The 23571-nt window shown below is 62.4% G+C and carries 21 protein-coding genes; 2 read left to right on the top strand and 19 right to left on the bottom strand.

Features of this window, described 5'->3' with window-relative positions:
• Positions 1–7: 7 nt before the first annotated feature.
• From PE058_RS00715 to PE058_RS00755, 9 genes are all read right to left on the bottom strand, one after another.
• Complete coding sequence (locus tag PE058_RS00715; RefSeq protein ID WP_020085609.1) at positions 8–943, bottom strand: methylamine utilization protein MauJ; 936 nt, start codon at positions 941–943, stop codon at positions 8–10.
• Between the two features lie 31 nt (positions 944–974).
• Positions 975–1343 carry a cupredoxin domain-containing protein gene (locus tag PE058_RS00720; protein ID WP_020085610.1) on the bottom strand — a complete coding sequence of 123 codons (369 nt, stop codon included), beginning with the start codon at positions 1341–1343 and terminating at the stop codon, positions 975–977.
• 78 nt (positions 1344–1421) lie between these two features.
• Positions 1422–1973, bottom strand: a complete 552-nt coding sequence (gene mauA, locus PE058_RS00725; protein WP_020085611.1) for a methylamine dehydrogenase (amicyanin) small subunit — start codon at positions 1971–1973, stop codon at positions 1422–1424.
• Positions 1974–2037: 64 nt separating this feature from the next.
• Complete coding sequence (mauD, locus tag PE058_RS00730; RefSeq protein WP_020085612.1) at positions 2038–2670, bottom strand: methylamine dehydrogenase accessory protein MauD; 633 nt, start codon at positions 2668–2670, stop codon at positions 2038–2040.
• Complete coding sequence (locus PE058_RS00735) at positions 2670–3236, bottom strand: MauE/DoxX family redox-associated membrane protein (protein WP_020085613.1); 567 nt, start codon at positions 3234–3236, stop codon at positions 2670–2672. The genes mauD and PE058_RS00735 overlap by 1 nt, the downstream gene beginning before the upstream one ends.
• A 10-nt stretch (positions 3237–3246) precedes the next feature.
• Positions 3247–4440 (bottom strand): methylamine dehydrogenase (amicyanin) large subunit, encoded by a 1194-nt coding sequence (gene mauB, locus PE058_RS00740; protein ID WP_271029603.1) that lies wholly within the window; start codon positions 4438–4440, stop codon positions 3247–3249.
• 137 nt (positions 4441–4577) lie between these two features.
• Positions 4578–5420, bottom strand: coding sequence for a cytochrome c biogenesis protein CcdA (locus PE058_RS00745; protein WP_271029604.1), 843 nt, complete (start codon positions 5418–5420; stop codon positions 4578–4580).
• A gap of 368 nt (positions 5421–5788) precedes the next feature.
• Positions 5789–7231: a sensor histidine kinase gene (locus PE058_RS00750; RefSeq protein ID WP_020085616.1), complete on the bottom strand. Its 1443-nt coding sequence runs from the start codon at positions 7229–7231 to the stop codon at positions 5789–5791.
• The gene (locus PE058_RS00755) at positions 7221–7895 is read right to left on the bottom strand and encodes a response regulator (protein WP_020085617.1); all 675 of its coding nucleotides are present in this window, start codon (positions 7893–7895) and stop codon (positions 7221–7223) included. Before PE058_RS00755 ends, PE058_RS00750 begins: the two co-directional genes overlap by 11 nt.
• Positions 7896–8281: 386 nt before the next feature.
• Between PE058_RS00755 and napG the strand changes: the two genes are divergently transcribed.
• Complete coding sequence (gene napG, locus PE058_RS00760) at positions 8282–9073, top strand: ferredoxin-type protein NapG (RefSeq protein WP_020085618.1); 792 nt, start codon at positions 8282–8284, stop codon at positions 9071–9073.
• 1 nt (position 9074) lies between these two features.
• Positions 9075–10016, top strand: coding sequence for a quinol dehydrogenase ferredoxin subunit NapH (napH, locus tag PE058_RS00765; protein ID WP_020085619.1), 942 nt, complete (start codon positions 9075–9077; stop codon positions 10014–10016).
• Between the two features lie 16 nt (positions 10017–10032).
• On the opposite strand, the gene PE058_RS00770 is transcribed toward napH, so the two are convergent.
• From PE058_RS00770 to PE058_RS00815, 10 genes are all read right to left on the bottom strand, one after another.
• Entirely contained in the window at positions 10033–10392 is a 360-nt protein-coding gene (locus tag PE058_RS00770) for a response regulator (RefSeq protein ID WP_020085620.1), read from the bottom strand.
• A 4-nt stretch (positions 10393–10396) separates the two neighbouring features.
• Positions 10397–11827, bottom strand: a complete 1431-nt coding sequence (locus PE058_RS00775; protein WP_020085621.1) for a sensor histidine kinase — start codon at positions 11825–11827, stop codon at positions 10397–10399.
• A gap of 10 nt (positions 11828–11837) precedes the next feature.
• Positions 11838–18059 (bottom strand): HAMP domain-containing protein, encoded by a 6222-nt coding sequence (locus tag PE058_RS00780; protein ID WP_271029605.1) that lies wholly within the window; start codon positions 18057–18059, stop codon positions 11838–11840.
• A 136-nt stretch (positions 18060–18195) separates the two neighbouring features.
• Positions 18196–18468 (bottom strand): DUF5985 family protein, encoded by a 273-nt coding sequence (locus PE058_RS00785; protein WP_020085623.1) that lies wholly within the window; start codon positions 18466–18468, stop codon positions 18196–18198.
• Positions 18465–18725 (bottom strand): DUF5985 family protein, encoded by a 261-nt coding sequence (locus tag PE058_RS00790; protein ID WP_020085624.1) that lies wholly within the window; start codon positions 18723–18725, stop codon positions 18465–18467. Before PE058_RS00790 ends, PE058_RS00785 begins: the two co-directional genes overlap by 4 nt.
• Positions 18722–19102, bottom strand: a complete 381-nt coding sequence (locus tag PE058_RS00795; RefSeq protein ID WP_271029606.1) for a hypothetical protein — start codon at positions 19100–19102, stop codon at positions 18722–18724. Before PE058_RS00795 ends, PE058_RS00790 begins: the two co-directional genes overlap by 4 nt.
• Before the next feature lie 368 nt (positions 19103–19470).
• A complete protein-coding gene (locus PE058_RS00800; protein ID WP_271029607.1) occupies positions 19471–20202 on the bottom strand; it encodes a type 1 glutamine amidotransferase in 732 nt (243 codons plus the stop codon).
• Between the two features lie 52 nt (positions 20203–20254).
• Complete coding sequence (locus tag PE058_RS00805; protein ID WP_020085627.1) at positions 20255–21028, bottom strand: FadR/GntR family transcriptional regulator; 774 nt, start codon at positions 21026–21028, stop codon at positions 20255–20257.
• A 178-nt stretch (positions 21029–21206) separates the two neighbouring features.
• Positions 21207–22154 carry an alpha/beta hydrolase gene (locus tag PE058_RS00810; RefSeq protein ID WP_083929135.1) on the bottom strand — a complete coding sequence of 316 codons (948 nt, stop codon included), beginning with the start codon at positions 22152–22154 and terminating at the stop codon, positions 21207–21209.
• Positions 22155–22207: 53 nt separating this feature from the next.
• Positions 22208–23569 carry a glutamine synthetase family protein gene (locus PE058_RS00815; RefSeq protein ID WP_271029608.1) on the bottom strand — a complete coding sequence of 454 codons (1362 nt, stop codon included), beginning with the start codon at positions 23567–23569 and terminating at the stop codon, positions 22208–22210.
• Between the last annotated feature and the right edge of the window lie 2 nt (positions 23570–23571).

The following is a 23571-nucleotide window of genomic DNA, read 5'->3' on the forward strand; positions in this document are numbered from 1 at the left end:
TCCTCACCTAGACCGGTCCGGAATTTTCGGGGATCTTGTCCTCGATGTCGGCGGCAACGGCGAAGTGGCCGCCCTCTCGCAGGCTCGCAAGAACGATGTCCCGCGCCACCAGATCGACGAGGTTAGCGAGGGCCGCAAACGCGGCGTCCGACTGATAGCCACACGCGCCGATGCTTCCCTCCGCCTCGCTCCCCTTCTGGCCCAGCAAGCCCGCCAGAAGCGCCTTGCGTTTCGGCTCTATGCCGCTCGCAAACTCTCCGAGCGTCGCGCCGTTCAGCTCCGGCTGGAAAGCGAACACGCTACTTCTCACCAGAAGGTCCGTCGTGATGACCGGATCGTCGTAGCCTTTGAGACGCGCGGTGAACGGCGAGCGGCCCGCCACCGCCGCATCCACGATGGCGCCGGCGCATATGAAGCGCCACGCCGCGCTGGTCGTGCAGCGGGATTCGCGATAGAGGCGGAGGATCTCTCCATAGGCCGCAGGCACGGACTCGAGGCCTGCCTCCGCCAAGAGCGCGCTCGGCCGAAAGGGAACGCAGCGCCAGCGCGCGCCGTGGTCGATGTCGGCGACGCGCCAGCCCGAAATCTCGATCCCGCGCCCATACTGAAGCGCCAACCGATCCAGCCTGGCGACGAGGTTCCTGTAGCAGGCGGAAAGTGCGGCGACCGCTCCGGTCGAGGAGAACGTGTAGACGATCTCCTCCAGCTTGCCGGAGGCGTTCGCACAGTCGTCGATGGTGCACTCCTTGCCGTCGAGGATGACCTGTCTGTGCCCGTCGCGCGCCGAGACGAGAATATCCGTCTCCGCCGTACGTGTGACGGGATTGCGCAGAAAGAATCCCACGACGAAGACGCGCTCGTCCTTCGCCGCCTCCGAAGCCTGGATGGTTGGCTTCGGCGTTTCGGCCTTCAACGGCGACAGCAGGTTATGAGGAATCCACATTGTGCACCGGCTCGGATGACGGAGGGGGCTCTTACGATTTCGGCTTAACCGTCACTTTGCCCTTCATGAAGGGGTGCGGCGTGCAGATGTATCCGTACTCTCCAGCCGTGTTGAATTTCAGCGATAGGGACTGGCCGGCGCGAAGCATGTCGCCCACAACCTTTAGCGGCTCCGACAAGAAGACGTTGTGGGGGACGGCGTCATGATTGGTCCAGGTGACGGTCGCGCCTTCCTCGACCTCAATGGCCGCGGGCGCGTATTTCATCTTGGAGATGTCCACCTTGACGGCCTCCGCAGGTGCGGAGCCGGAATCGACCTTCTCGATCGCATCGGCGGCGAGCGCTGCATCGAAGGCTGCCGCCACGAAAACAAATAAGGAAAGAACAGTCCTGATCTTCATCGTCTCACAGATCCTCTTCACGAATGGAGAACGGGCAGCAACGACGGCGGCCGTTGCTGCCCCAGTGACGGTGGGCGATCAGCCCGCCTTACCCACGATGGGCGAGATCGTGCAGTGGTAAGTCATCGCGTCATCCTCGGCGCCGAAGCACCAGATGATGTCGTTGGCGAATTCCGGACGGTAGACGGGAAGCTCGCCTTCAGTGTTGAGGCACGGGCAGGTGAGCGCGACGTTCTTGCCGCAGCAATCGCGGTAAGCGATGAGGTAGCTCTGCTTGTCGCCGGGGTTGTAGCAGCTCGCCACCCAGGAGCTCGGCGAGAGCTTGGTGCCCGGAGGGCAATCGGTGAGCGTGCCGCCGGCGCAGCCGCAGATGTAGCCGTCGAGCGAGCAGTGACGCCAGTAGTCGCACTGGTGGATATCCTGGTCCTGCGGATGCCAGCCTTCGCGGCTTCCGGCGCCTGCATGCGCGCGGCTCACGCGGCCGCTGCGATCGACCGGCAGAAGAGGCACGAGGGCAGCGCCGGCCACGGCGGTGCCAACGCGGCTGATGAAGCTACGGCGGCTGGTGCGCCCGGCGATGTGCCGGGAGAACTTTTCGACGAGGTCATCGAATTTGCTTCTGTTCGTCATTGTCGTTGTTCCATTGATTTTGAAAGTTGATCCCTAGACGTAGTCGCGACCCTGCGGCCCGCCCTCACATGGTGAGCGGAGGAGCAGAGTGCTCCGAGGGGGAGCCCTTCTTGGTCGCCATGTAGTCCTGCAGAGAGGCGTGGCCGGTGCGGCTCGCCTCGAGCAAACTTTCGAGGTGCTCGCGCGTGTTGCAGAGACCCTTGGCCTTGATCACGCCGGCTTCGTCGATCAGCACGCCGTAAGGCACCTTGCCGACCTGGAAGCGCATGCCGATCTCGGCCGAGATCACGTAGGACAGGTTGTCGAGCTTGTGCTTTGCGAGGAACGCCTTGTGCTCCTCCTCGGCACCGTCGCTCACCAGCATCACGTTGATGCCTTCAGCGCGCGCCACGGACTTCACGATCGGCAGAAGCTTCTCGCAGGCGGGGCACGTAGGCGAGGTGAAGAGCAGCATGGTCTCGTGACCCGCCGGATCCACGCCACCGATCTGACGGCGCTGACCCTTGACGTCGATGATGCTGAACGTCGGGGCCTTGTCGCCGATGCCGGGGCCGTGATCGGTGATCATGGCGCCAAGCGGCGCGGAGCGTTCGTGCAGGAGACCGACCTGCCGGGCAATGCCGAGGAGAACCAATCCCCCGGCGCAGAGAGCGACCCACTGAAGGACGCTGGACGCGATTAAGAGCTCGTTTGTCATCACAGTGTTCCTTCCTTGGCGATCGTACGCTTGCTCAACGGAAGCTGGCGGAGCGACACCAGCTCATTTGCACAGAGGTAGATGAGCACCACGCTCGCCGCCGCGAGCGCGGCGATGATGAAGTCGTTGGCACTCACGGCCCGCGTCCACATCGGCTGCGCGGCGAGCCAGGCGGCTCCCCCAAAAAGCGCGATGTTGCGTGCCACCAGCGCCCAATTCAGGCGCTGGCGAAGTCCTTGGCGGAAGCATCCGCAGTCGATCTCCGTGCGGCCGCGAAGGATGTTGATCGCGATCGCGAGTGCAAAGACGACGAGGAGGGCTCCGGCGGCAGCGGCCGCGATGTGCGGCACGATGCCAAGGGCGAGGGCTGCAGCGATGACCAGCTCGATCCAGGGCAGAGCGAAGGCGAAGGCGCCATCGACGGCCCTGGGAAGCAGACGGAAGTTGCGGACGACGCCGTGGAACTCGTCTGCGTTCTGGAGCTTGGAAATCGCCGCGCCTGCGAAGACCAGTGCCAGCAAGAAGCGCAGGAACAGGTCAATCATCGGGAACGACGATACCAACATGATCAAAGCCTCACTGATCGACAGTCGTCAGGACCAGCGGAACCGAGCCGAGCTGCTCGACTTTCGAGGTCTCCTTGCCGGTGGCGGCGTCGTAGATGTAGAGCGTGCGATCCACGGAGGAGAGACCGTAGAGCTGGGGCTCCTTGTCCGCGCTGACGCCGATCGAGTTCACGTCGTGATTGAGCTCGATCTTGTTCAGGCGCTTGCCGGTTGCCGCGTCATAGACGAACACGAAACGGCTCGCGTACTTATGCGTCCACTGCGCGCGCTGATCGGCGAGAAGGAAGATGCGGTTGCTTTCGCGATGGTAGGCAACCATGTTCCAGCCGCCCGGCGCCCACTTGTCGGCTTTCTCCTCCGGCGTGAAGGCCTCGAACGTATCGAGGAATTTCGCGTCTCCGGACGAGAAATCGACCTGGTACATGGTGCCGTCGTAGCTCGGCCACACGAGGCGCTTGGCCTTGGTGGAGTAAGCCGGCGTGTTGATGAGATGCTTGTTCTCCGGGTGGAGAATCTTGGTCTTCTCGTGCTTCAGGCTGCCATCCTTGCCGAAGGTGGCCTTGAGGAGGTGGCCTTCGCGGCAGTGCATGAAGAACGTGTCGCTGGCGGTCGGGAAGATGTGATAGCAGTCCGGAACGTCCATCACCTTCACGAACTTCTTCGCTTCGAGATCGACAAGGCCGACGCCCGGGCTCGGCGAGAACTGATAGAGCAGCAGCGACTTGTCGTCGGGCGTCAGCGCCGTCATCCACTGGTAGGTGTTCACCAGCAGGCGGATCTCGGGGATGTCGATGTCGGCGATGACGTTGTGCGTCTGCGCGTCAAGCACCTCGACGTAATCGTCGCGCTTGCCCTTCGAGATGCGCGAGAACACCGTGCTCGCGTGGGCGAAGAACTTTCCGTCCGAAGAGACGATCGGGTTGGGAACGAGGCCCGTGTCGCTCTGTGCCAGCAGCTTCGCGTTGTTGCCGTCGACCGTGATGATGCGTGTCGCGACGGCGAAGTCGGCCGGATCGGTCACGTAGACGCGGCGCGCGTCGCTCGGAGGCGCGGACAGGATCTTGGGATCGTCCTCGAGCTGCGAGGTCACTTCCTTGGAGACGTGCTGCGGAATCGCAGCGCCGCCGGCGAGCGCGTATGAGCTGACAACCGCAATCGCCAAAGCCGAACAAGCGGCTGTAAGCGTGAGCGACGAAAACTTCATGTCTTTCCTCCTATTGGATGGACTACGAGCGTTTTTATTGGGGCCGTGAAAAGGACGACGGAGGGGGAGCGGGCCCGCGTCGCCGCAGCCCACCTCCGAAATTCGTGACAAAGGGATTTGCCGTTTGGCCTAGGGGATCAGGCGATCAGCATCGCCGCGATCGCGAAGCCGGAGCCCACGAGGAGCATGCCATCCACGATCGCCGCGTTTTCCTGATTGCGTGCTAGCCAGCCGGTGATCGACGCGTCCGTCAGCGGAAGCGCGTTGAGCACGAGCGGCAGGAAGCGGCCAAGATTGAACACCAGGAAGACGCCGACGGCGAATGTCACGGAGCCTGAGAAGAGCGCGGCCCCCGTGACGGCATAGAGCAAGGGCGTCTGCACGTAGGTGAGATAGTTGAGGCCGAGCGAGAAGCCGTACAGGAGCCCGATCACCCACTTCGGGAAGCGCTGGCGGGCGTCATGCGGCACCTGGCAGCGGCGCTGCGGATAGGGCACCTTCACGAAGCCGAACTGATGGGCGCCGTAAGCAACGAGCAGGGCGGCAAAGGCCGGAATGGCGTAGGCGTGTACGCTTTCGAGACCGAGCACGGCGCCCGTTACGCCAAGCGCACCGCCGAGGACAAGCGCGCCGAGCGCATAGCCGATGGCGTGCGCGACGAGCGTAGGCGACCAGGCCACGACCGAGCGCAGCGAGTACTTTCCGCTGGGGCGCAGCAGGCAGACGCTCGAATATCCACACGGAGACCACGTGGAGAGCAGGCCGCCAGCGAACGCGACCGCAACGAGCAGCCACGTCAGCGACGCTTCCATCGGCACGCCGGCCGCGAGGAGGTGAACAGCGGCGACACCCGACACGGCACTCATCGCCATCAGGATCGCACGCGTCGCCCGCGAGCGCGGCGCAGCGAAGATCTCCGCGTCGGGGATGCGTTCAGCGCTGCCGGAACCGGCGACAAGAACAGCCGTCTGCTCTGCCATAAGAAGCCTCCAATTCGTATTCGTGCGTTTCCAATTTTGTTTCTTGCCGGCGGCGGCCCATTCGTAAGGCCGTCACCGGAGGAGCAAAGCTTTTCCGTTGCCTCGCAAGGATGCGCACCCTCACGAGAGCCACGTCTTTTCTTCTTTCTGCCCGCCGCCGAACGGCAGGGCCGTCGTGTCCTTCCCGGAGCGACCGCTGAGGCAGTTGCGGCGGGCACAGAGCGGATGGTTCGCACCGGACCCGCCTGCATCTGCGTTGTCGCGCTAAGGAGGAAACGACATCACGCTCGGCAGAATGCGGGATCATTCTTTCAAGCGCCTCGAAGCACCCTTACAAATTTGACAGGAATCAAATTTCGTCCGCGCACTTAGCGCCGGACGTGCCGCACGCGGTAACCGGAGCGCATGCGCAGTTGAGCTTGCGGCGTCACTCTGACGGGGCGAGCCGGGAAATGAATGAGGACCTTGAGACCGGGATTGTTGTCACAAAGCTCAACCACCGCGCGATGAAGCTCACCGATGGCGACGGCAAAAGGAATTCCCAGGCCATGGCCCGGCTTCGCGCGTGACGTCTCAAGCCGATAGAAGCGCTGAAACAAATTGCGCATCTCATCGGGGGGAACACCAGCGCCGTTGTCGGCAATTATGATGTCCGTGCCACCCCGCACCTGGTCGATGCCGATGCGAATGGTGGTTCCGGCCGGGCAGTACTGAATCGCGTTCTCAACGAAATTGACGATCATTTCGAGAAGCAGCTCACGGTCGCCCTGCACGGCGGGGATCGGCCCCTCCGGCAAGGCCGCCTCAAGATGGAGATCGTGGTCGGATATGATCGGCTCGTAGACATCAATGACGTGAGACACCAGCGCGACCAGATCGACATCGACAAAGCGCGATCGCCAATTTCCCGACTGCAACTGGCCGATATTCAAAAGCGCTTCGAAGATCGCGATGAGGGAATCGATATCCTGAATGTTCTCCTCGATCTTGCGCTTGAACTCGTCCTGACTGAGCACACCAGTGCTGACGAGCTCGAGACGCTGGCGCAGGCGCGTCATCGGCTTCTTCAAATTATGCGCAATATCGGTGGAGGTCTGGTTCAGCGTCTGAATGAGATTGCGCGAATAGTCGAGCGACGTATTGATGGCATAGGCGAGCTCGGACAGTGCATCTGTGCCGCCTTGGAAGATAATTCGCCTGTCGATGTCGCCTGACGAGAATGCGGCCAACGTGGTGTTCATGACGTCGATACGCTGGCGCGAGCGGCGTGACAGGAAGGCCCACGTGGCAAATGCCAGGGCCAACACCGATCCATTGACCGCCACAAACGCGGCGAGCAATTCCGTGCGCTTCTCGAACGCCTTTACATCCGTCTGGCCGACGAGAAGGCGTCCGGCGGAGAACGGCGCGGCCGCTACATAAAAGCGATTGCTCGAAAAGCCGGTGCCTACGCGCGCGGAGTGGATCGACAGGTTTTCCGCCTGCCATGCCTGACGCGCCGAAATCTCCGAGGAGGTGTGAATAATGACGTCGCCGTTCCGATCCTTGATCGAGACGAACACCGCATCATCCTCATCCCAGGCACCCTTCGCGCCAACGAAGCTGACGAGCTGCGGGAAGCCGTGACTGTTCTCGTATGCGACGAGGGATGCCAGGATGCGATCGACACGCTCCTGGATGCGAGACGCAATCTCGGCCTGGGACTCGAGGCAAAGCCCTGCGAACGCGAAACTCGAGACGATCAGGAGAATCACGGCAACGCAACCCGCCACCTGCAGGTTGTAGCGCGTCAGGAAGATCTCATTCTTCATATATGGAGTAGCCGCAGCCGCGCACGGTATGGATCAAGGCCGTCTTGAACGGCTTGTCGACCTTGGCTCTTAGTCGAGAGATATAGGTCTCGACGACGCTGGTCTTCGGCTCGAAGCGGAAGCCCCACACGCGCTCCAGCAGCATGGTGCGGAGCACGACACGCCCCTTGCTGCGCAGCAAGATCTCGAGAAGCAGGCACTCCCTGGGAAGCAGGTTGAGCTGCCTGCCGCCGCGCGTCACGATCCGGTGGGCGACATCCATCTCGAGATCACCCACCACGAGCTTTTCATGCTCGTTGCGCATCGGCGACCTGCGGCCGAGCGCGTTGACGCGCGCCAAAAGCTCGGAAAAAGCAAAAGGCTTTACGACATAGTCGTCGCCGCCGACCTCTAACCCCTGAACACGATCGTTGATGCCGCCGAGCGCAGTCAGAAACAGGATCGGAACGGCACGCCCGCTGCTTCTCAGCGTGCGCGCGACGGCGAGGCCATCCAGGCCCGGAAGCATCCGGTCCAGGATCACAAGATCGTAGTCTTCCTGGATACCCAGCAGCACGCCGTCCTTGCCGTTACCAACGGAATCCACGGTGTGGCCTGCCTGCCGCAACCCATTCCCGACAAAGGAGCAGGTTTCCGGATCGTCTTCGATCACCAAAATGCGCATAACCGAAGCCTCGCTGCGTCAGTAGCGTCACTTCTTGGAAATAAATTTTATTTCCTATTACTCACAAACCTGCAGCGACGCAACATCGCACTGCGACTCTTCGAGCCTACCATCGCAGGGTCTCGAAGACGATCGGAGAGCGAGGATATTTTCTTCTCTCTTACCGTCGGAACCCGCGCTGAAAACGGATCGAAATTTACATTGCGTGTAAGGTTTCTGTTTTGATTGCCGACCGTAAACCTTCTCGTCAAACTGAACGGCGTGACAGAGCGCATATTCGCGCGTCACGCGGGTTTTTGTCGGCGGTCTGCTGCTGACGCGCGCCTCGTGCATTCCAGCCGACGACGCTTTCGACGCACGTATTTCAACCGCGCAAGAGTGGTTTCATGAAAGACGGACGCACTGGCGATGGCAGCGGAGAGAGCGCGCTCCGCAACGGGGACAGAGACAAGACGCAGGAACGGCCCGCAGCCCGGACGCCGGCACGCGCCAGCTCCAACAGAGTGTCCCGTCGCGATTTCATAGGAAACGTCGCCAAATCGGCCGGCGTCGCCTGCCTCGCAGCCGTCGCCCTCGACCAATACATCCGGACCGCCCGCGCAACTGATGCGAAAGCGCTGCGGCCACCCGGTGCCATCAAGGAAGAGGAGTTCCTGGCCGCCTGCGTCCGATGCGGGCTCTGCGTGCGGGCCTGCCCCTACGACACGTTGAAGCTCGCGACCATGGGCGAGGAGACTGCCCTCGGCACGCCCTACTTCGTAGCCCGCGACGTACCCTGCTTCATGTGCGATGACGTTCCCTGCGCTAAGGCCTGCCCCACCGGCGCACTCGATCGCGAGATCCCCAACATCCGCCATGCCGACATGGGGATTGCCGTGCTCGTCGACCACGAGACGTGCCTCAACTACAAGGGCATGCATTGCAGTATCTGCTATCGTGTCTGCCCCATTCGCGACGAAGCCATCACGCTCGAGAAGCAGACCATTCGCGGGCGGCAGATGATCATTCCGACCGTACATTCCTCGAAGTGCACCGGCTGCGGTACCTGCGAGAAGCAATGCGTGCTCGAGGAAGCGGCCATCCGCGTGCTGCCGCGTCCGCTCGGCCAAGGCAAGGCCGGCCGCAATCACGCGGGGCGGCCCGTGACTGGACACGGAACGCTGAAGCGAGATCTCTAGGATGGGTGCCCTCAAGCCGTATATCGAGCGCATGACGTCGGACGCGAGATCCTACGCGGCGGCGCGGCGGGGCTGGCTGTTCGCTCATCGTTTCTGGCTTATCCGGCGAATCTCGCAACTCGCCGTGCTCGGTATCTTCCTCACCGGCCCGTGGCTCGGCATCTGGATCGCGCGCGGCAACTTCGCTTCGAGCGAGATCGTCGGCGTTCTGCCGCTCGCGGACCCTTTCATCTTCCTGCAATCGCTTGCAGCCTGGCACAAGCCCATCGCGCTCGCCGTGATCGGCGTAGCGTTCATTTCGGCGTTCTATTTTCTCGTCGGCGGACGGGCGTATTGCAGCTGGGTCTGTCCGGTCAACGTCGTGACGGACACCGCCTATTGGCTGCGCGAGAAGCTGGGCCTGACGCGCGACCGCAAGCTCGACAAGCGCACGCGCATCTGGGTGATGGTGGCGGCCCTCCTCGCGTCTGCGTTGAGCGGAACGATCGCATGGGAGTTCGTCAACCCGGTGAGCCTGCTTCAGCGCGGCCTCATCTTCGGCATGGGTGCGGGATGGGGCGTCATCGCCGCCGTTTTCATGCTCGACCTTTTCGTGACGCGGCGCGGCTGGTGCAGCCACCTGTGTCCTGTCGGCGCCTTCTACGGGCTGATCGGATCCAAGAGCGTGGTACGGGTGAGTGCCATCAACAGATCCGCCTGCACGGATTGCGGTGCCTGCTTCAAGGCGTGCCCGGAGCCTCACGTCATCACGCCCGCCCTCAAGGGAGCGGGCACACACCTGATCCTGTCCGGCGATTGCACGAACTGCGCGGCCTGCATCGACTCCTGCTACATTGATGTCTTCCAGTATGGAAACCGCTTTGCGGCCAAGCACGACCCGAGCCGATTCCTCATCGAGCCGCATGGGGTGCCGGCCTCTCAACGGCGCGAGACCGCCGCCTGAGACCCTGACGCTTGCCTCACATGCACTTGCGCAGCGTCTCGCAGATCTTGTGGGCATCGTAGGGCTTGTCGACACGGAGCTTGTCGCGATCCTCGAAGCGCAAGGCGCTGGCGCCGTATCCCGTCGCAAAGATGTAGGGAATGTCGCGCTCGTTCAGAACGTCCGCGACGGGCGCAGAGGTCTGGCCAGAGCCGAGGTTCACGTCCAGCACCGCCGCGTCGATCGAATTGAGAGAGATGCATTCGAGGGCCTGGCGCGTGTCGTAGGCTGGGCCGACGACGATGCATCCCGCATCCTGCAGGATGTCCGCGAGCACGATCGCGATGAGAGGCTCGTCCTCCACCACCAGGATGCGCTTACCGTTCAGCGGATCCATGTCATTACCCGTCGATCGGAAGGAATAGTTCACACGAAATACCTCTGTCGGTGAATTCGCAGGCGTATTCGCCGTTCGATTGCGCCGCCAAGGACTTCAAGAGGCGCGTGCCGAAGCCGACGTGGCTCGGCTCGACGGCCGGCGGCCCGCCGTTCTCCTTCCACCTGAAATGCAGCCGCTGCTTCTGCGGCGCGGGGTCGACGCTCCAGGAGATGGCGATCTTTCCGTCGGGCACGGAGTAGGCCCCATATTTGACCGCATTGGTGAGAAGCTCGTGGATGGCCAGGGTGACGGATATGGCATCACGGGAAGACAGCACCACGTCCTCGCCATCGCGAAGGAGACGCGGTGTCTCGTCGCGATAAGGCGCGAACAGCGCATCGAGCACGTCGACCAGGCGCGCGCCGTTCCATTGGCTCTGGGTCAGAAGATTGTGGCCGGTCGCCAAGGCGTGGATGCGAGACAGGAAGCGGTCCTTCTGCTCGCCCTGCGCGCCCATCATGCTCTGCAAGGCAATGGACTGCACCGTGGCCAGCATGTTCTTGACACGATGATTGAGCTCGTCGATCAGCAGCGAGCGGGCTTCCTCGGCCTGCTTTCTTTCGGTTATGTCGAGCGCGAGCCCCGTCAGGGAGCCTGGCAGACCATTGACGCCGGGAACGTAGTGGCCCTGCTCACGCAGCCACCGGATCGTGCCGTCGCTGTGCTTCACGCGCAGCTCGGCCTCATAGGCGCCACGCGTGACGATGGCCTTTTGCCATGCTTCCGTGACGGCGCCCACGTCCTGCTCATGTATCCTCTTCAGCCACTCGTCCGTCGGGCACGTGCTGTCCTCGGGAGGAAGCCCGAGAATCACGTTCAGGCTTTCGTCCCACTGGCTCATGCGATTACTGAGATCATGCCGCCACGTTCCCATCTTCGCTGCGGCGAGGGCCTGGCGGAAACGTTCCTCGCTCTTGCTCAGACGCGCCGTGGAGGCCTCCAGCTCCGACGTTCGTTCCGCCACGCTCCGCTCGAGGTTTGCGGCGAGGCGCTCGAGCTCGCGCGCCTTGCGGTAAAGCTCGATGAAGACTTTCACCTTGGCACGCAGGATCTGCGGAACGACCGGGACCGGGACGTAGTCCACCGCGCCGAACTCGTATCCGCGGATGCGATCGAGATCAGAGAGAAGAACAGCGGAGATGAAGATCACGGCGATGTTCTGAAAGCGGGGATGCTCGCGAATGAGCTGAACGAGCTCGAATCCATCGAGATCCGGCATGCAGACGTCCACGAGAACGACGGCGACATCCGTCTTCAGGAGAACTGCCAGGGCCTCGTTTGCCGAGTTGGCGGAGATCAGGTTTTCTCCCAGGTCACGCAGGATCACCTCGTAGCTCAGGAGCTTCGAAGGTTGATCGTCCACGAGCAGGATGTTCACTGCTTCCGGCAGCACGTCGTCCCTCCTAGCGGTGCAGCCACATGCGCAACGAGGCCAGCAACTGCTCCGTGTTGACGGGTTTCGCCAAGTAGTCCGAAGCTCCCGCTTCCAGACATTTCTCCCGGTCGCCCTTCATGGCTTTCGCCGTCAGGGCGATGATCGGCAGCCGCCTCCATTTCCCTTCGGCGCGAATGGCCTGCATGGTTTCATAGCCATCCATCTCAGGCATCATGATGTCCATGAGAACGATGGAAATCTCAGGGCTTTCCCGCAAACACCCGATCGCCTCGGCGCCGTTTGTCGCGGTCAAGACGTTCATTCCCCGCCGTTCGAGCACACTGCTCAGCGCGAAAATGTTGCGGGCGTCGTCATCCACCAGAAGCGCCGAACGGCCCACCAGCGCGTCGTCCGAGCGATGGAGGCGCTCGAGCATGCGCTGCTTCTCAGGCGGCAGATCGGGCACGACGCGATGCAGGAAGAGCGCGGTCTCATCCAGGAGACGCTCCGGCGATTCCACACCCTTGACGACGACACTGCGCGCCATGGAATGCAGCTTTTGATCGTCTTCCGCAGACAGCTCGCGGCCCGTGAATACGACCACGGGAATGCTGGACAGCTCGGCGTCGTCGCCCAACGTCTCCAGGATCTCGAAGCCCGTCATGTCGGGAAGCTTGAGATCGAGCACGACGCAATCAACGGGTGTCACGCGTAGATAGCTCAAGCACTCGGCGCCGTTCGAAACCGTGTCGATGTCGATGTCCTCGTGGCTCAGCAGCTCCCTGATGCCCATCTGCTCGGCCGGATTGTCCTCCACTACGAGAAGTCGGCGGCGCCGGTTCGCGCTGAACTCCTTGATGCGCTCCAGCGCCTCGCGAAGGACTTCAGTCGTTGCCGGCTTGGTGAGGAAGGCGAACGCGCCCTGAGCCAGTCCGTGCTGACGATCCTCGTCCAGTGTGACGAGTTGCACCGGAATGTGACGTGTGGCCGGGTTCTGCTTGAGCTGACTCAGTACGCTCCACCCCAGCATGTCCGGCAGGAAGACGTCGAGTGAGATGGCGTTGGGATTGAACTCGTTGGCGAGCGCCAGCGCGTCGGCTCCCCTCTGCGTGATAACGACCTTGAAGCCGCTGTCCTTGGCGAGGTCGGCGACGATGCGTGCGTAGTGCGGATCGTCCTCGACGACCAGAAGGACAGCATCGCCGGACGCGATGTCGTCCCGATCGTCCTCAACGGTTTCCACCACGCGCTCCGGCAAACGGAGCACCGGCGGCTCGAGACGCGTCCTGTTCCGGGCCACGGTCTCCGCATCCGCGACCACGCTCACCGGCGCCGAATATTTCTGCGGCAGGAAAAGGGTGAACGTGCTGCCCTTGCCGGGCGTGCTGTGCAACTGGATCTCGCCGCCGAGAAGGCTCGACAGCTCGCGGCTGATCGCGAGGCCCAATCCCGTGCCGCCGTACTTTCTGCTGGTGCTGGCATCCGCCTGCTGGAAGGCCTCAAAAATGATCTTCTGCTTCTCCGGCAGAATGCCGATGCCGGTATCCGTCACCTCGAAGGCGATCACGGACGGCGCGCCATTGAGCGTTGGATGGTCATAGCTCCAGCCGCCGGTCGCCGACGAGACCGTGAGCTTGACGCCGCCGCTCTCGGTGAACTTGAAGGCGTTCGAAAGAAGGTTCTTGAGCACCTGCTGAAGCCGTTTCGCGTCGGTGACGATGCTGCGGCCCAGCGTCGGACTGAGGTCCACATCGAACGACAGACTGCGGTTCTCGGCCTCGTGGCGGAACGGGCGCGCGATGGAGTCGAGCAGGCTCGGCAGATGCAGCTCTTCCGCATCGACGGACACTGTTCCGGATTCGATCTTGGATAGATCGAGGATGTCGCTGATGAGGTTCAACAGATCGCTTCCGGCTCCGTGAATGGTACGGGCAAACTCCACCTGCCTGTCGGAGAGGTTTCCGTCTGCGTTCTCGCTCAACTGTTGGCCCAGAATAAGGATGCTATTGAGCGGCGTTCTGAGCTCATGGGACATGTTCGCCAGGAATTCGGACTTGTACTTCGAGGTGAGCGCGAGCTCGGTCGCCTTCTCTTCGAGCGCTCGGCGGGCGTGCTCGATCTCCTGATTCTTGGCCTCCACCTCGACGTTGCGCTCGGCAAGCTGCTGTGCCTTCTGGCCGAGTTGATCGTTCGTCGTCTGCAGCTCCTTCTTCTGCTCCTGCAGCTCCTGGGCGAGCTTCTGGCTCTGCTTCAGAAGCGCTTCGGTCTGCATGGTGGCTTCGATGCTGTTGAGAACGATGCCAATGCTGGCGGTCAACTGCTCGAGGAAGGTGAGGTGGGCCTTGTCGAACTCGTAGAGCGACGCGATGCCGAGCACGGCCTTGAGCTGCTCTTCGAAGACCACGGGCAGCACGACGATGCTGCGCGGCCGGGTTTCCAGCAACCCCGCGCCCACCGGAACCACGTCCTCGGGTATGTCGGTCACGAGAATGCGCTGCTTCTCGACAGCGCACTGGCCGATGAACCCCTTGCCCAGCTCCACGGTCTGAGGATAGCCGCGATCGGGATGATCGGCGTACTTGCCGAGAAGCTTGAGCTTCTGATTGTCGTCGGGGCTCATCTGATAGATGACGCCTTGCTGGCCGCGCACGAGGGGCACCAGCTCGGAAAGAAGCCTGCTGCCAACCGTGGTCAGATCACGCTGGCCCTGCAGCATGCCGGTGAAGCGCGCGAGGTTGGTCTTCAGCCAGTCCTGATCCGTGTTCCGCTCGGTGGTGAGGCGGAGATTGTCGATCATGGTGTTGATGTAGTCTTTCAGCTCCGCCACCTCTCCGCGGGCGTCCACCTGAATCGAGCGGGTCAAGTCTCCCTCGGTCACAGCGGTCGCCACCTCGGCGATGGCGCGAACCTGGTTCGTGAGATTGTCGGCAAGCAGGTTGACGTTGCCGGTGAGATCCTTCCACGTTCCGGCAGCGCCCGGCACGTTGGCCTGTCCGCCGAGGCGGCCCTCGACGCCCACTTCGCGCGCCACCGTCGTCACCTGATCGGCAAAGATGGCCAGCGTGTCCGTCATGTCATTGATGGTCTCGGCGAGGGCAGCGACCTCGCCCTTCGAATTCACGGTGAGGCGCTGCTTGAGATCGCCGCCCGCGACGGCATTCACCACCTTGACGATGCCACGCACCTGCTCCGTGAGGTTGGCCGCCATCACGTTCACGGTGTCGGTCAGATCCTTCCACGTACCGGCGACGCCAGGAACCTGAGCCTGGCCGCCCAACTTGCCCTCCGTGCCGACCTCGCGGGCGACGCGCGTCACTTCGGAGGCGAAGGCATTGAGCTGATCCACCATCGTGTTGATGGTGTTCTTGAGCTCCAGGATCTCGCCCTTCACGTCCACCGTGATCTTGCGCGAGAGGTCACCTCGCGCCACCGCCGTCGTCACCTCGGCGATGTTGCGCACCTGGGCCGTGAGGTTTCCGGCCATCGAATTCACGCTGTCGGTGAGATCTTTCCAGGTGCCTGCCACCACACCGGGCACGACGGCCTGCCCGCCGAGGCGGCCTTCGGTGCCCACCTCACGCGCCACGCGCGTCACCTCCGCCGCGAACGAGCGGAGCTGCTCCACCATCGTATTGAGCGTTTCCTTGAGCGATAGGATCTCGCCGCGCACGTCCACCGAGATCTTCTTCGAGAGATCGCCCTGGGCGATGGCGGTTGCGACCTCCGCGATGTTGCGCACCTGGGCGGTGAGGTTGGACGCCATGAAGTTGACGCTGTCGGTAAGGTCCTTCCAAGTTCCGGCGACGCCCGGCACCTGCGCCTGTCCGCCGAGCTTGCCTTCCGTTCCGACCTCGCGCGCCACGCGGGTCACCTCGCCCGCGAAAGCGTTCAACTGATCCACCATGGTGTTGATGGTGGCCTTCAGCTCGAGAATTTCGCCGCGCACATCCACCGTGATCTTGCGCGAGAGATCGCCCCGCGCCACGGCGGTCGTGACGTCGGCGATGTTGCGCACCTGCGTCGTGAGGTTTGCCGCGAGCAGGTTGACGTTGTCGGTCAGATCCTTCCACGTGCCCGCGACACCCGGGACATTGGCCTGCCCGCCGAGACGGCCTTCCGTACCCACCTCACGCGCCACGCGCGTCACCTCTCCCGCGAAGCGGTTGAGCTGATCCACCATCGTGTTCAGCGTTTCCTTGAGCTGCAGGATCTCGCCGCGCACATCGACCGTGATCTTGCGCGAAAGGTCTCCGTTGGCGATCGCGGTTGCAACGTCGGCGATGTTGCGCACCTGATTGGTGAGGTTGGAGGCCATGGAATTGACGCTGTCGGTCAAATCCTTCCAGGTGCCCGCGACGCCCGGCACCTGGGCCTGCCCCCCGAGCTTGCCTTCGGTGCCGACCTCACGGGCGACGCGCGTCACCTCGGCGGCGAAGGCGTTGAGCTGATCCACCATGGTGTTGATGGTCTCGGCAAGCTGAAGGATCTCGCCGCTGACGTTGACGGTGATCTTCTTGGACAAGTCTCCGAGCGCCACGGCGGTCGCGACCTCGGCGATGTTGCGCACCTGCCCGGTGAGATTCGACGCCATGGAATTGACGCTGTCGGTGAGATCCTTCCAAGTGCCCGCGACGCCGCGCACCACGGCTTGGCCGCCGAGCTTGCCTTCGGTGCCGACCTCACGGGCGACGCGTGTCACCTCGCCCGCGAAGGCGTTGAGCTGATCGACCATCGTATTGATGGTTTCCTTCAGCTCCAGCACCTCGCCGCGCACGTCCACCGCGATCTTCTTCGAAAGGTCTCCGTTGGCGATGGCCGTGGACACCTCGGCGATGTTGCGCACCTGGGTCGTCAGGTTGCTCGCCATCGAGTTCACACTGTCGGTGAGGTCTTTCCATGTGCCCGCAACGCCGCGCACATCCGCCTGGCCACCGAGGCGGCCTTCGGTGCCCACCTCACGCGCCACGCGCGTCACCTCGAAGGCGAAGGCGTTGAGCTGATCGACCATCGTGTTGATGGTCTCCTTGAGCTGAAGGATCTCGCCGCTGACGTTGACGGTGATCTTCTTCGAGAGGTCCCCGCCGGCGATGGCGGTGGCGACCTCCGCGATGTTGCGCACCTGGTTGGTGAGGTTGCCAGCCATCGAGTTGACGTTGTCGGTGAGATCCTTCCAGGTACCGGCGACGCCCGGAACCTGTGCCTGGCCGCCGAGACGGCCTTCGGTGCCCACTTCACGCGCGACGCGCGTCACCTCGGAGGCAAAGGCATTGAGCTGGTCCACCATGGTGTTGATGGTGTTCTTCAGCTCCAGGATCTCGCCCTTCACGTCCACCGTGATCTTGCGCGAGAGATCGCCGCGCGCCACGGCCGTCGTCACCTCAGCGATATTGCGCACCTGCGTCGTGAGGTTCGCCGCCAGCAGGTTCACGTTGTCGGTCAGGTCTTTCCAGGTGCCTGCGACGCCCGGCACGACAGCCTGGCCGCCGAGACGGCCTTCCGTGCCGACCTCGCGGGCGACGCGCGTCACCTCCGCCGCGAACGAGCGGAGCTGATCCACCATGGTGTTGATGGCTTCCTTGAGCTGGAGGATCTCTCCGCGCACGTCCACCGTGATCTTCTTCGAAAGGTCGCCGTTGGCGACTGCGATGGTGACGTCGGCGATGTTGCGCACCTGGGCCGTGAGGTTCGAAGCCATCGAGTTCACGCTTTCGGTGAGGTCTTTCCAGACGCCCGTCACCTCGCTCACCTGGGCCTGACCGCCGAGCTTTCCGTCCGTGCCCACCTCACGCGCCACGCGCGTCACCTCGGAGGTAAAGATCGAGAGCTGGTTGATCATCGTGTTGACGATGGTGGCCGAGCGCAGGAAGTCGCCGGCGAGCGGGCGGCCGTCGACATCGAGACGCATCTTCTGCAGCAGGTCTCCCTGCGCGACCGCGCGAATGGTGCGCGTGACTTCCGCCGTCGGCCACAAGAGGTCGTCGATCAGGGAGTTGATGGAGGATTCCATTTCGCCCCAGGCACCGGCCGGAGTGCCGATGCGCACGCGCAGCTTGGTCTTTCCCTCGCGCCCGACCACCTCTCCGACGCGATCGAGCTGCTGGGCCATGCGCTCGTTCGTCGAGACGATCTCGTTGAAGGCATCGGCCACCCGCCCCCACAGATCAGGCCAATCGCCCGGCAGCCTCACAGAGAAGTCACCCTGACGCATGGCCTGGAGATTGTACAAAAGCTCGCCGAGGTGGCCGCTCATGTCCCGGCCGTTCGCGGGCTTTGAGAGGGGAACTTCCTCTGAGGACGCTACGCCTGGGCCTAAGTCGGTCATCTAGTTGCTCCGAACGAGATACGTATCGGTTGCGTCAAAGCGTGGACGAGAGCACGTGCCGTCACTATCCCCGTCGGGGCTTGTTCTTCAGAACGATTGCGAAGACGATGAGAAAAAACGTGAGGAGCCGCACGAAGTAGTAGACCGGCTCATGCTCCTCCAACGACGGATTGACGCCGAGATAGAAGCGGCCGATGCCGTCGACACCGAAAGCGACGGCGAACAACAGAAAAAATACGTCCCGCGTCTGCCGCCAGAACTTGAGGAAGAAAAGCGAGGCCATCAGAGAGGCCATCGCCACGGCACCGAGCAGAACGGAGTTGACCTGATCGTTCATTCCGAATCCCACACCAAGCCATAGAGGAGGATCATCATCGCGCCGAGCGCGCTCGCCGTGCGCCACAACGAAAGGTCACCATCGGGAATGACAAGCTTGTCGATCACCAGAAGAAGATTGTTGATGGTGAGACCCGCGAAGCAAAGTCCGCTCCAGAGCAGCAGACGGTAGCCGCTCTTCGCGTAAGCATTCAGCAAGAGGTACGTGCACAAGAGGGCCGTCATGGCACAGAGGCTGTAGATGGTCGCGACGATCATCCACGGTCCTTTCTCAGTTTGAACGCATTGGCGAACTCCCGAATTCGGCGCGGCTTCGAGTGGATGATGTTGGTAACGGCGATGAGGTTGCTCTTGTAGGTCTCGGCCAGACGCGCCACCATTTGCTCAATCTCCGGAGAACGAGCGGCATACCGGTATATTCCGTCCCCGCACGCGAGCAGTCCGTCGTTGCACAGATTGGCAAGGATCTCCTCCGTGCTCTGCTCTGAGATATAGAGTCGTCTGGCCGTGGAGGTGACATCCCAAACCTCTTCCTCGTGGCGGCGTAGAAGAAGCAGAGCCTCTATCTGGGCGATCGAATCGATGTGCCTCAGGATGAAGTCCTGAAGATCCAGAGGTACTGGGCTCTCCGACATTGCTCTTCTGGACTCACCCCTTTGTGCTGCGTGATAGGCAAACTGCGCCAGCCGATGTGACAGTCATCGGCCGGGCTCAGCGGACGGATCGACAAAAAAAGTCTAGCTCTCGTGCACCCCCGATAGCGGCGAACTCAGCAAAACGCGGCACGGGCGCGAAGGTTCCCATCTGAGGCCGAAGAAAATTGGAGCCGCCGGCGGCGGTGCTACGAGGCCGTCATCTTGACCTCTGCTGGAGCACTCTTTCGCCAGATCCTGGCCTTTAACGGATGATTGCAAAACGCAGCGAGCCCGCCACCCCAAAAGGGTGCTGGCTCACTGATCGTGACGTCATTGAAAAGGGTGCGCGGGGGCCGACGCGGAATGCTCTAGAAGAGATCCATCCAGCGGTTCATCACGCGCTCACCGAACGCGCGCTGAGCAGCGTCGAACTGCGCGAACTCGCGGTCCATCCTCGCAGCCATGTCCGCGATCTCCGCCTCGGAATGGCCGGTCTCGGACGAGAGTTCCCTGCGAAGCCAGATGTCCACGACCTCGCGCTCGGCTTCGAAGTGGCACTGGAAGCCATAGGTCTTCGCACCCACGCGATACACCTGGTTTGGAATATTGTCGCCGTGCATCAGGTGAACGGCCCCCGGCGGTAACGCCAGCGTGTCGTTGTGCATCTCAAAAAGCGGAATGCTCTCGGGTGTATCGTGGAGCAGCGCATCCGATGCGGCTTCGGGCTTTACCCTGAGCTCCGTGAACCCGAACTCGAAGAAGCCTTGCGGCATGGCACCGCCGCCCAATGCGCAAGCGATGCTTTGCGCGCCGAGGCAGGATCCGAATACCGGCTTTTCGTCCTCGTGAAACGCGCGGATCGTCCGGAACAGGCCGTCGAAATAATCTGCATAGCGCGGATCGTGAGCACCGATCTCGCCGCCGAACACGATCAGCCCGTCAAACTGCGTCGTTTGTTCGGGGAGCGCGTCGCCCTTCAACCTGAACGACCAGTGGAGGTCAGCCCCCCGATCCTGCACGACTTTTCCGATGCATCCTGTTTCTTCGACACCGGCCATGCCGCCGGGCATGATGGCGAGAATCTTCACGGGAACGGTCACCAGGGTCTTCCAGCTCTCGAATGAAGGATCGCCTCTCGGCGACGCGTGGTCTCTACTTTTTCGATTTCGCGGGCTTCGGCATGAGGTTGTACAAACTCACGCGCGTCGCCTCGATGTGCATTTTCATGCGCTGCGCGGCAAGCTCACTGTTCTGGCTCTCGATCGCCGCGTAGATACCCTGATGATGATCGTTCGCGCGATCCTCCAGGCGGTTGAACACCTTTCCGACGGGCAGGAACATCGCCGCGCGCGATTGCTCGACCGCCTCGAAAAGAAAATGGTTCATGGACGCTTCGGCGATGGCGAGATGAAACTCGGAGTCGCAGGCGAAGAAGCGTGCGATGTTGGAGATGTTCGCGCGGCTTTCCTTGTTCGCACACAGCGCATCCATTTCGGTGAGCGCACTGCGCAGGCGGGCGAGATGCTTCTTGTCGCGCCGCACGGCCGCGAGCGAAGCTGCAGCGCATTCGTTCGCCAGCCTGTATTCGAAGAGGCTGTCGAGAAGACCCCTCTGGGTCTCCATGTAGGCCTCGATCTCCGCATTGTTCAGCCGGTTCTGGCCGAGCACGATGAGACCTCCCGCAGCGCCGCGCTTGACCGCGAGCAACCCCTCGCCTTCGAGTACGCGGATCGCCTCGCGGATCGTCGTTCTAGATACGAGCATCTGCGTGGCCAAATCCCGCTCGGGAGGGAGCTTGTCTCCCGGCATGAAGCGGCCGAGGAAAATTGCCTTGCGAAGCTGCTCGACGACCAGCTCGTAAGTCGCTGTGGCCCTGATGGAGCCGATCGAATGATCCGGCTGTTTAACGGGAGCAGAGGGGTTCACGTGTTTTGCTCTCATTGTCTATGCGCGCGCTTTGTGCACATGCACAATGATATAGCACCTATTGGACCAATGGTCTAATGATTGATTGGTTGCTCTTAGCCTGTGACGATGTGCCCATTGAGGTCAATCAGTTTCGAAAAGCAATTCACGTTTTTTGCTAAGAGAAAGAGAAACGGCATCAGGCGGATTTTCCGCCTAATGCTTCGGCCATATGACGGGCGCACTCGCCGAGCGCCGCGTCTGCTTCCGGCAAAAGACCGCGAAGCGAAACGAAGCCATGGATCATGTCCTCGTAGCATTTGTGCTTCACCTCGACACCGCTTGCCGCGAGCTTGCGAGCGAAGTCCTGACCCTCATCACGCAGGGGATCGAAACCGGCGGTGATGACCAGGGCTTGCGGCAGCCGCGATAGATCTTTCGCGAGCAGCGGAGAGGCCAGCTCGTTGCCTCCGTCACCGTTGGGGCCAAGGTAGCTCGCGATATAGAAGGGCATGCTGTTCAGGAGGTAGCCCTTCGAGTAGAGGCGCTTCGACTCGTTCTGGCTCGTGAGGTCCGTCACCGGGTAGATGAGAAGCTGATACCTGATTTTCGGGCCGCCTTTGTCCCGGGCCTGGAGGCAGGCCGCGATTGCAACGTTGCCGCCCGCGCTGTCGCCGCCGACTGCGATCCGATCCGGATCGACGCCGAAGGCGGCTGCGTTGGCGCTCATGTATTCAGCGACCGCGTAGGCATCGTGTGCTGCCGCGGGGAAGGGGTTTTCCGGGGCCAGCCGATAGGCCGGCGACACGACGAGACAGCCGGCCTTGCTGGCGAGAACCCGGCAAATGGAATCGTGCGTGTCGATGTCGCCGCGGATGAAGCCGCCACCGTGGTAGTAGATCAGAAGGGGGCGCTTTTCACCGACGAGCCCCTCCGGCTGATAGGCCCGCGCGGGGATGGATCCTGCGGGGCCTGGTATTTCGAATTCCCAGACGCGCCCCATATGGGGGGCCGGCGCATCCACGCCCGCCATATCTCCCTTCCACTCTTTTCTCGCCTCGTTCGGATCCTGCACCTCCACCGGAACGGCATTGGGGTTTTCAGGCTGAGACAGGATGTTTTTCAGGGTGGGGTGCAATTCGCTCATAAGGGGACCACGTAGATTGTCGTTGAAGGAAACGGAAAGCGAGAAACGCGGGCTCAAACCGTCTTGAAGTAGCGCTTCAGCTCGTACGGCGTGACCTGCTCGGCCTGCCACGCCAGCCAGTGCTGCCACTCGATGTCCCGAGAGGCCGCGTAGTGCTCGACGAAGGCGCTGCCCAGGTAATCCTTGGCGATCTCGGAATTGCGGAACATCTCGGTCGCTTCGGGCAAGGAGGACGGCAGGCGCGCCCAATTGGGATCGAGCGCGGCATTGCCTTCGGCGCCTGCGAGCGGCGCGAGCTTGCTCGTCAGTCCCAGGTGACCGCCGGCGAGCATGGCCGCAAGGACCAGATACATATTGGTATCGGCGCCCGGCACGCGATGCTCGAAACGGAAAGCGTTGCGGCCCGGCTGGCGGATGGCGCGCAGCGCGGCACTCCGGTTGTCGTAACCCCAGGATGCATTCTCCGGCGACCAGGACTTGTAGTCGAACCGGCGGTACGAATTGACGTTCGGCCGGAACAGGATCGAGAACTCCGGCATCGTCTTGATGAGGCCGGCCGCGTAGCTCAGCGCCGGGTCCGACATTGTGGTCCGCGCGGGATCGAAGAACGCGTTCTGCCCGTTCTGCCAAAGGCTCTGGTGCACATGGCCGCCGGACCCGGACTCGCCGATCTTCCATTTGGCCATGAACGTCGCGACCAAGCCACGCTCCGCACAGAGCGCGCGGAAATAGGATTTGGCGCGCGTTGCATTGTCGGCTGCTGCGACAGCCCCGGCAGGCGCGAGCGCGAACTCCAAGGCGCCGAACCCGAGCTCGGTGTGGAACGCTTCCACCTCCACGCCCGCGCCGCGCATCCGCTGCATGAAAGCGCATGCCAGCTCGCGCGCGCCGTCCGATTCCGCAAGCCGATAGGCATTGTGCATGGCGCCGAGGGGCTTCATCTCGTGATGGCGGCCTTCCGCCATAAGCCCCTCGTCCGCATGCATGACGAACGCTTCGAACTCGATGCCGAACATGGGTTCGTAGCCCGTCTCCTGGAAGCGGGACGCCACCTTCTTCAGGACGGACCTCGGCGCGAGCGGATAAGGCGAGCCGTCGGGATTGTACATGTCGTAAATGACGGCGGCGGTGTTCTCGCGCCAATTGAGCGGCACGGCCGTGTCCGGATCCGGACGGGCCTCCATGTCGGGGAAGCCGTTGTCGAAGGAGCTGTGCCTCGTCACCCAGACGTCGTCGACCGGCGTAAACTGATAAACGATGGTGCAGAAAGCGCCTTGCGAATCCGGCTTCACCTTCGCGGCCGGCAGGAACTTGCCGCGGAGCGCGCCGTCTAGATCGACGGTCTCCATCTGCACGAACTCTATTCCCTGCTCCGGCAGGCTTCCCAAATCCAGTCGCTTGGCTGGCGCGGCCATTC

The organism is Hyphomicrobium sp. DMF-1 (assembly GCF_027886585.1).
Classification (GTDB): Bacteria; Pseudomonadota; Alphaproteobacteria; order Rhizobiales; family Hyphomicrobiaceae; genus Hyphomicrobium_C; species Hyphomicrobium_C zavarzinii.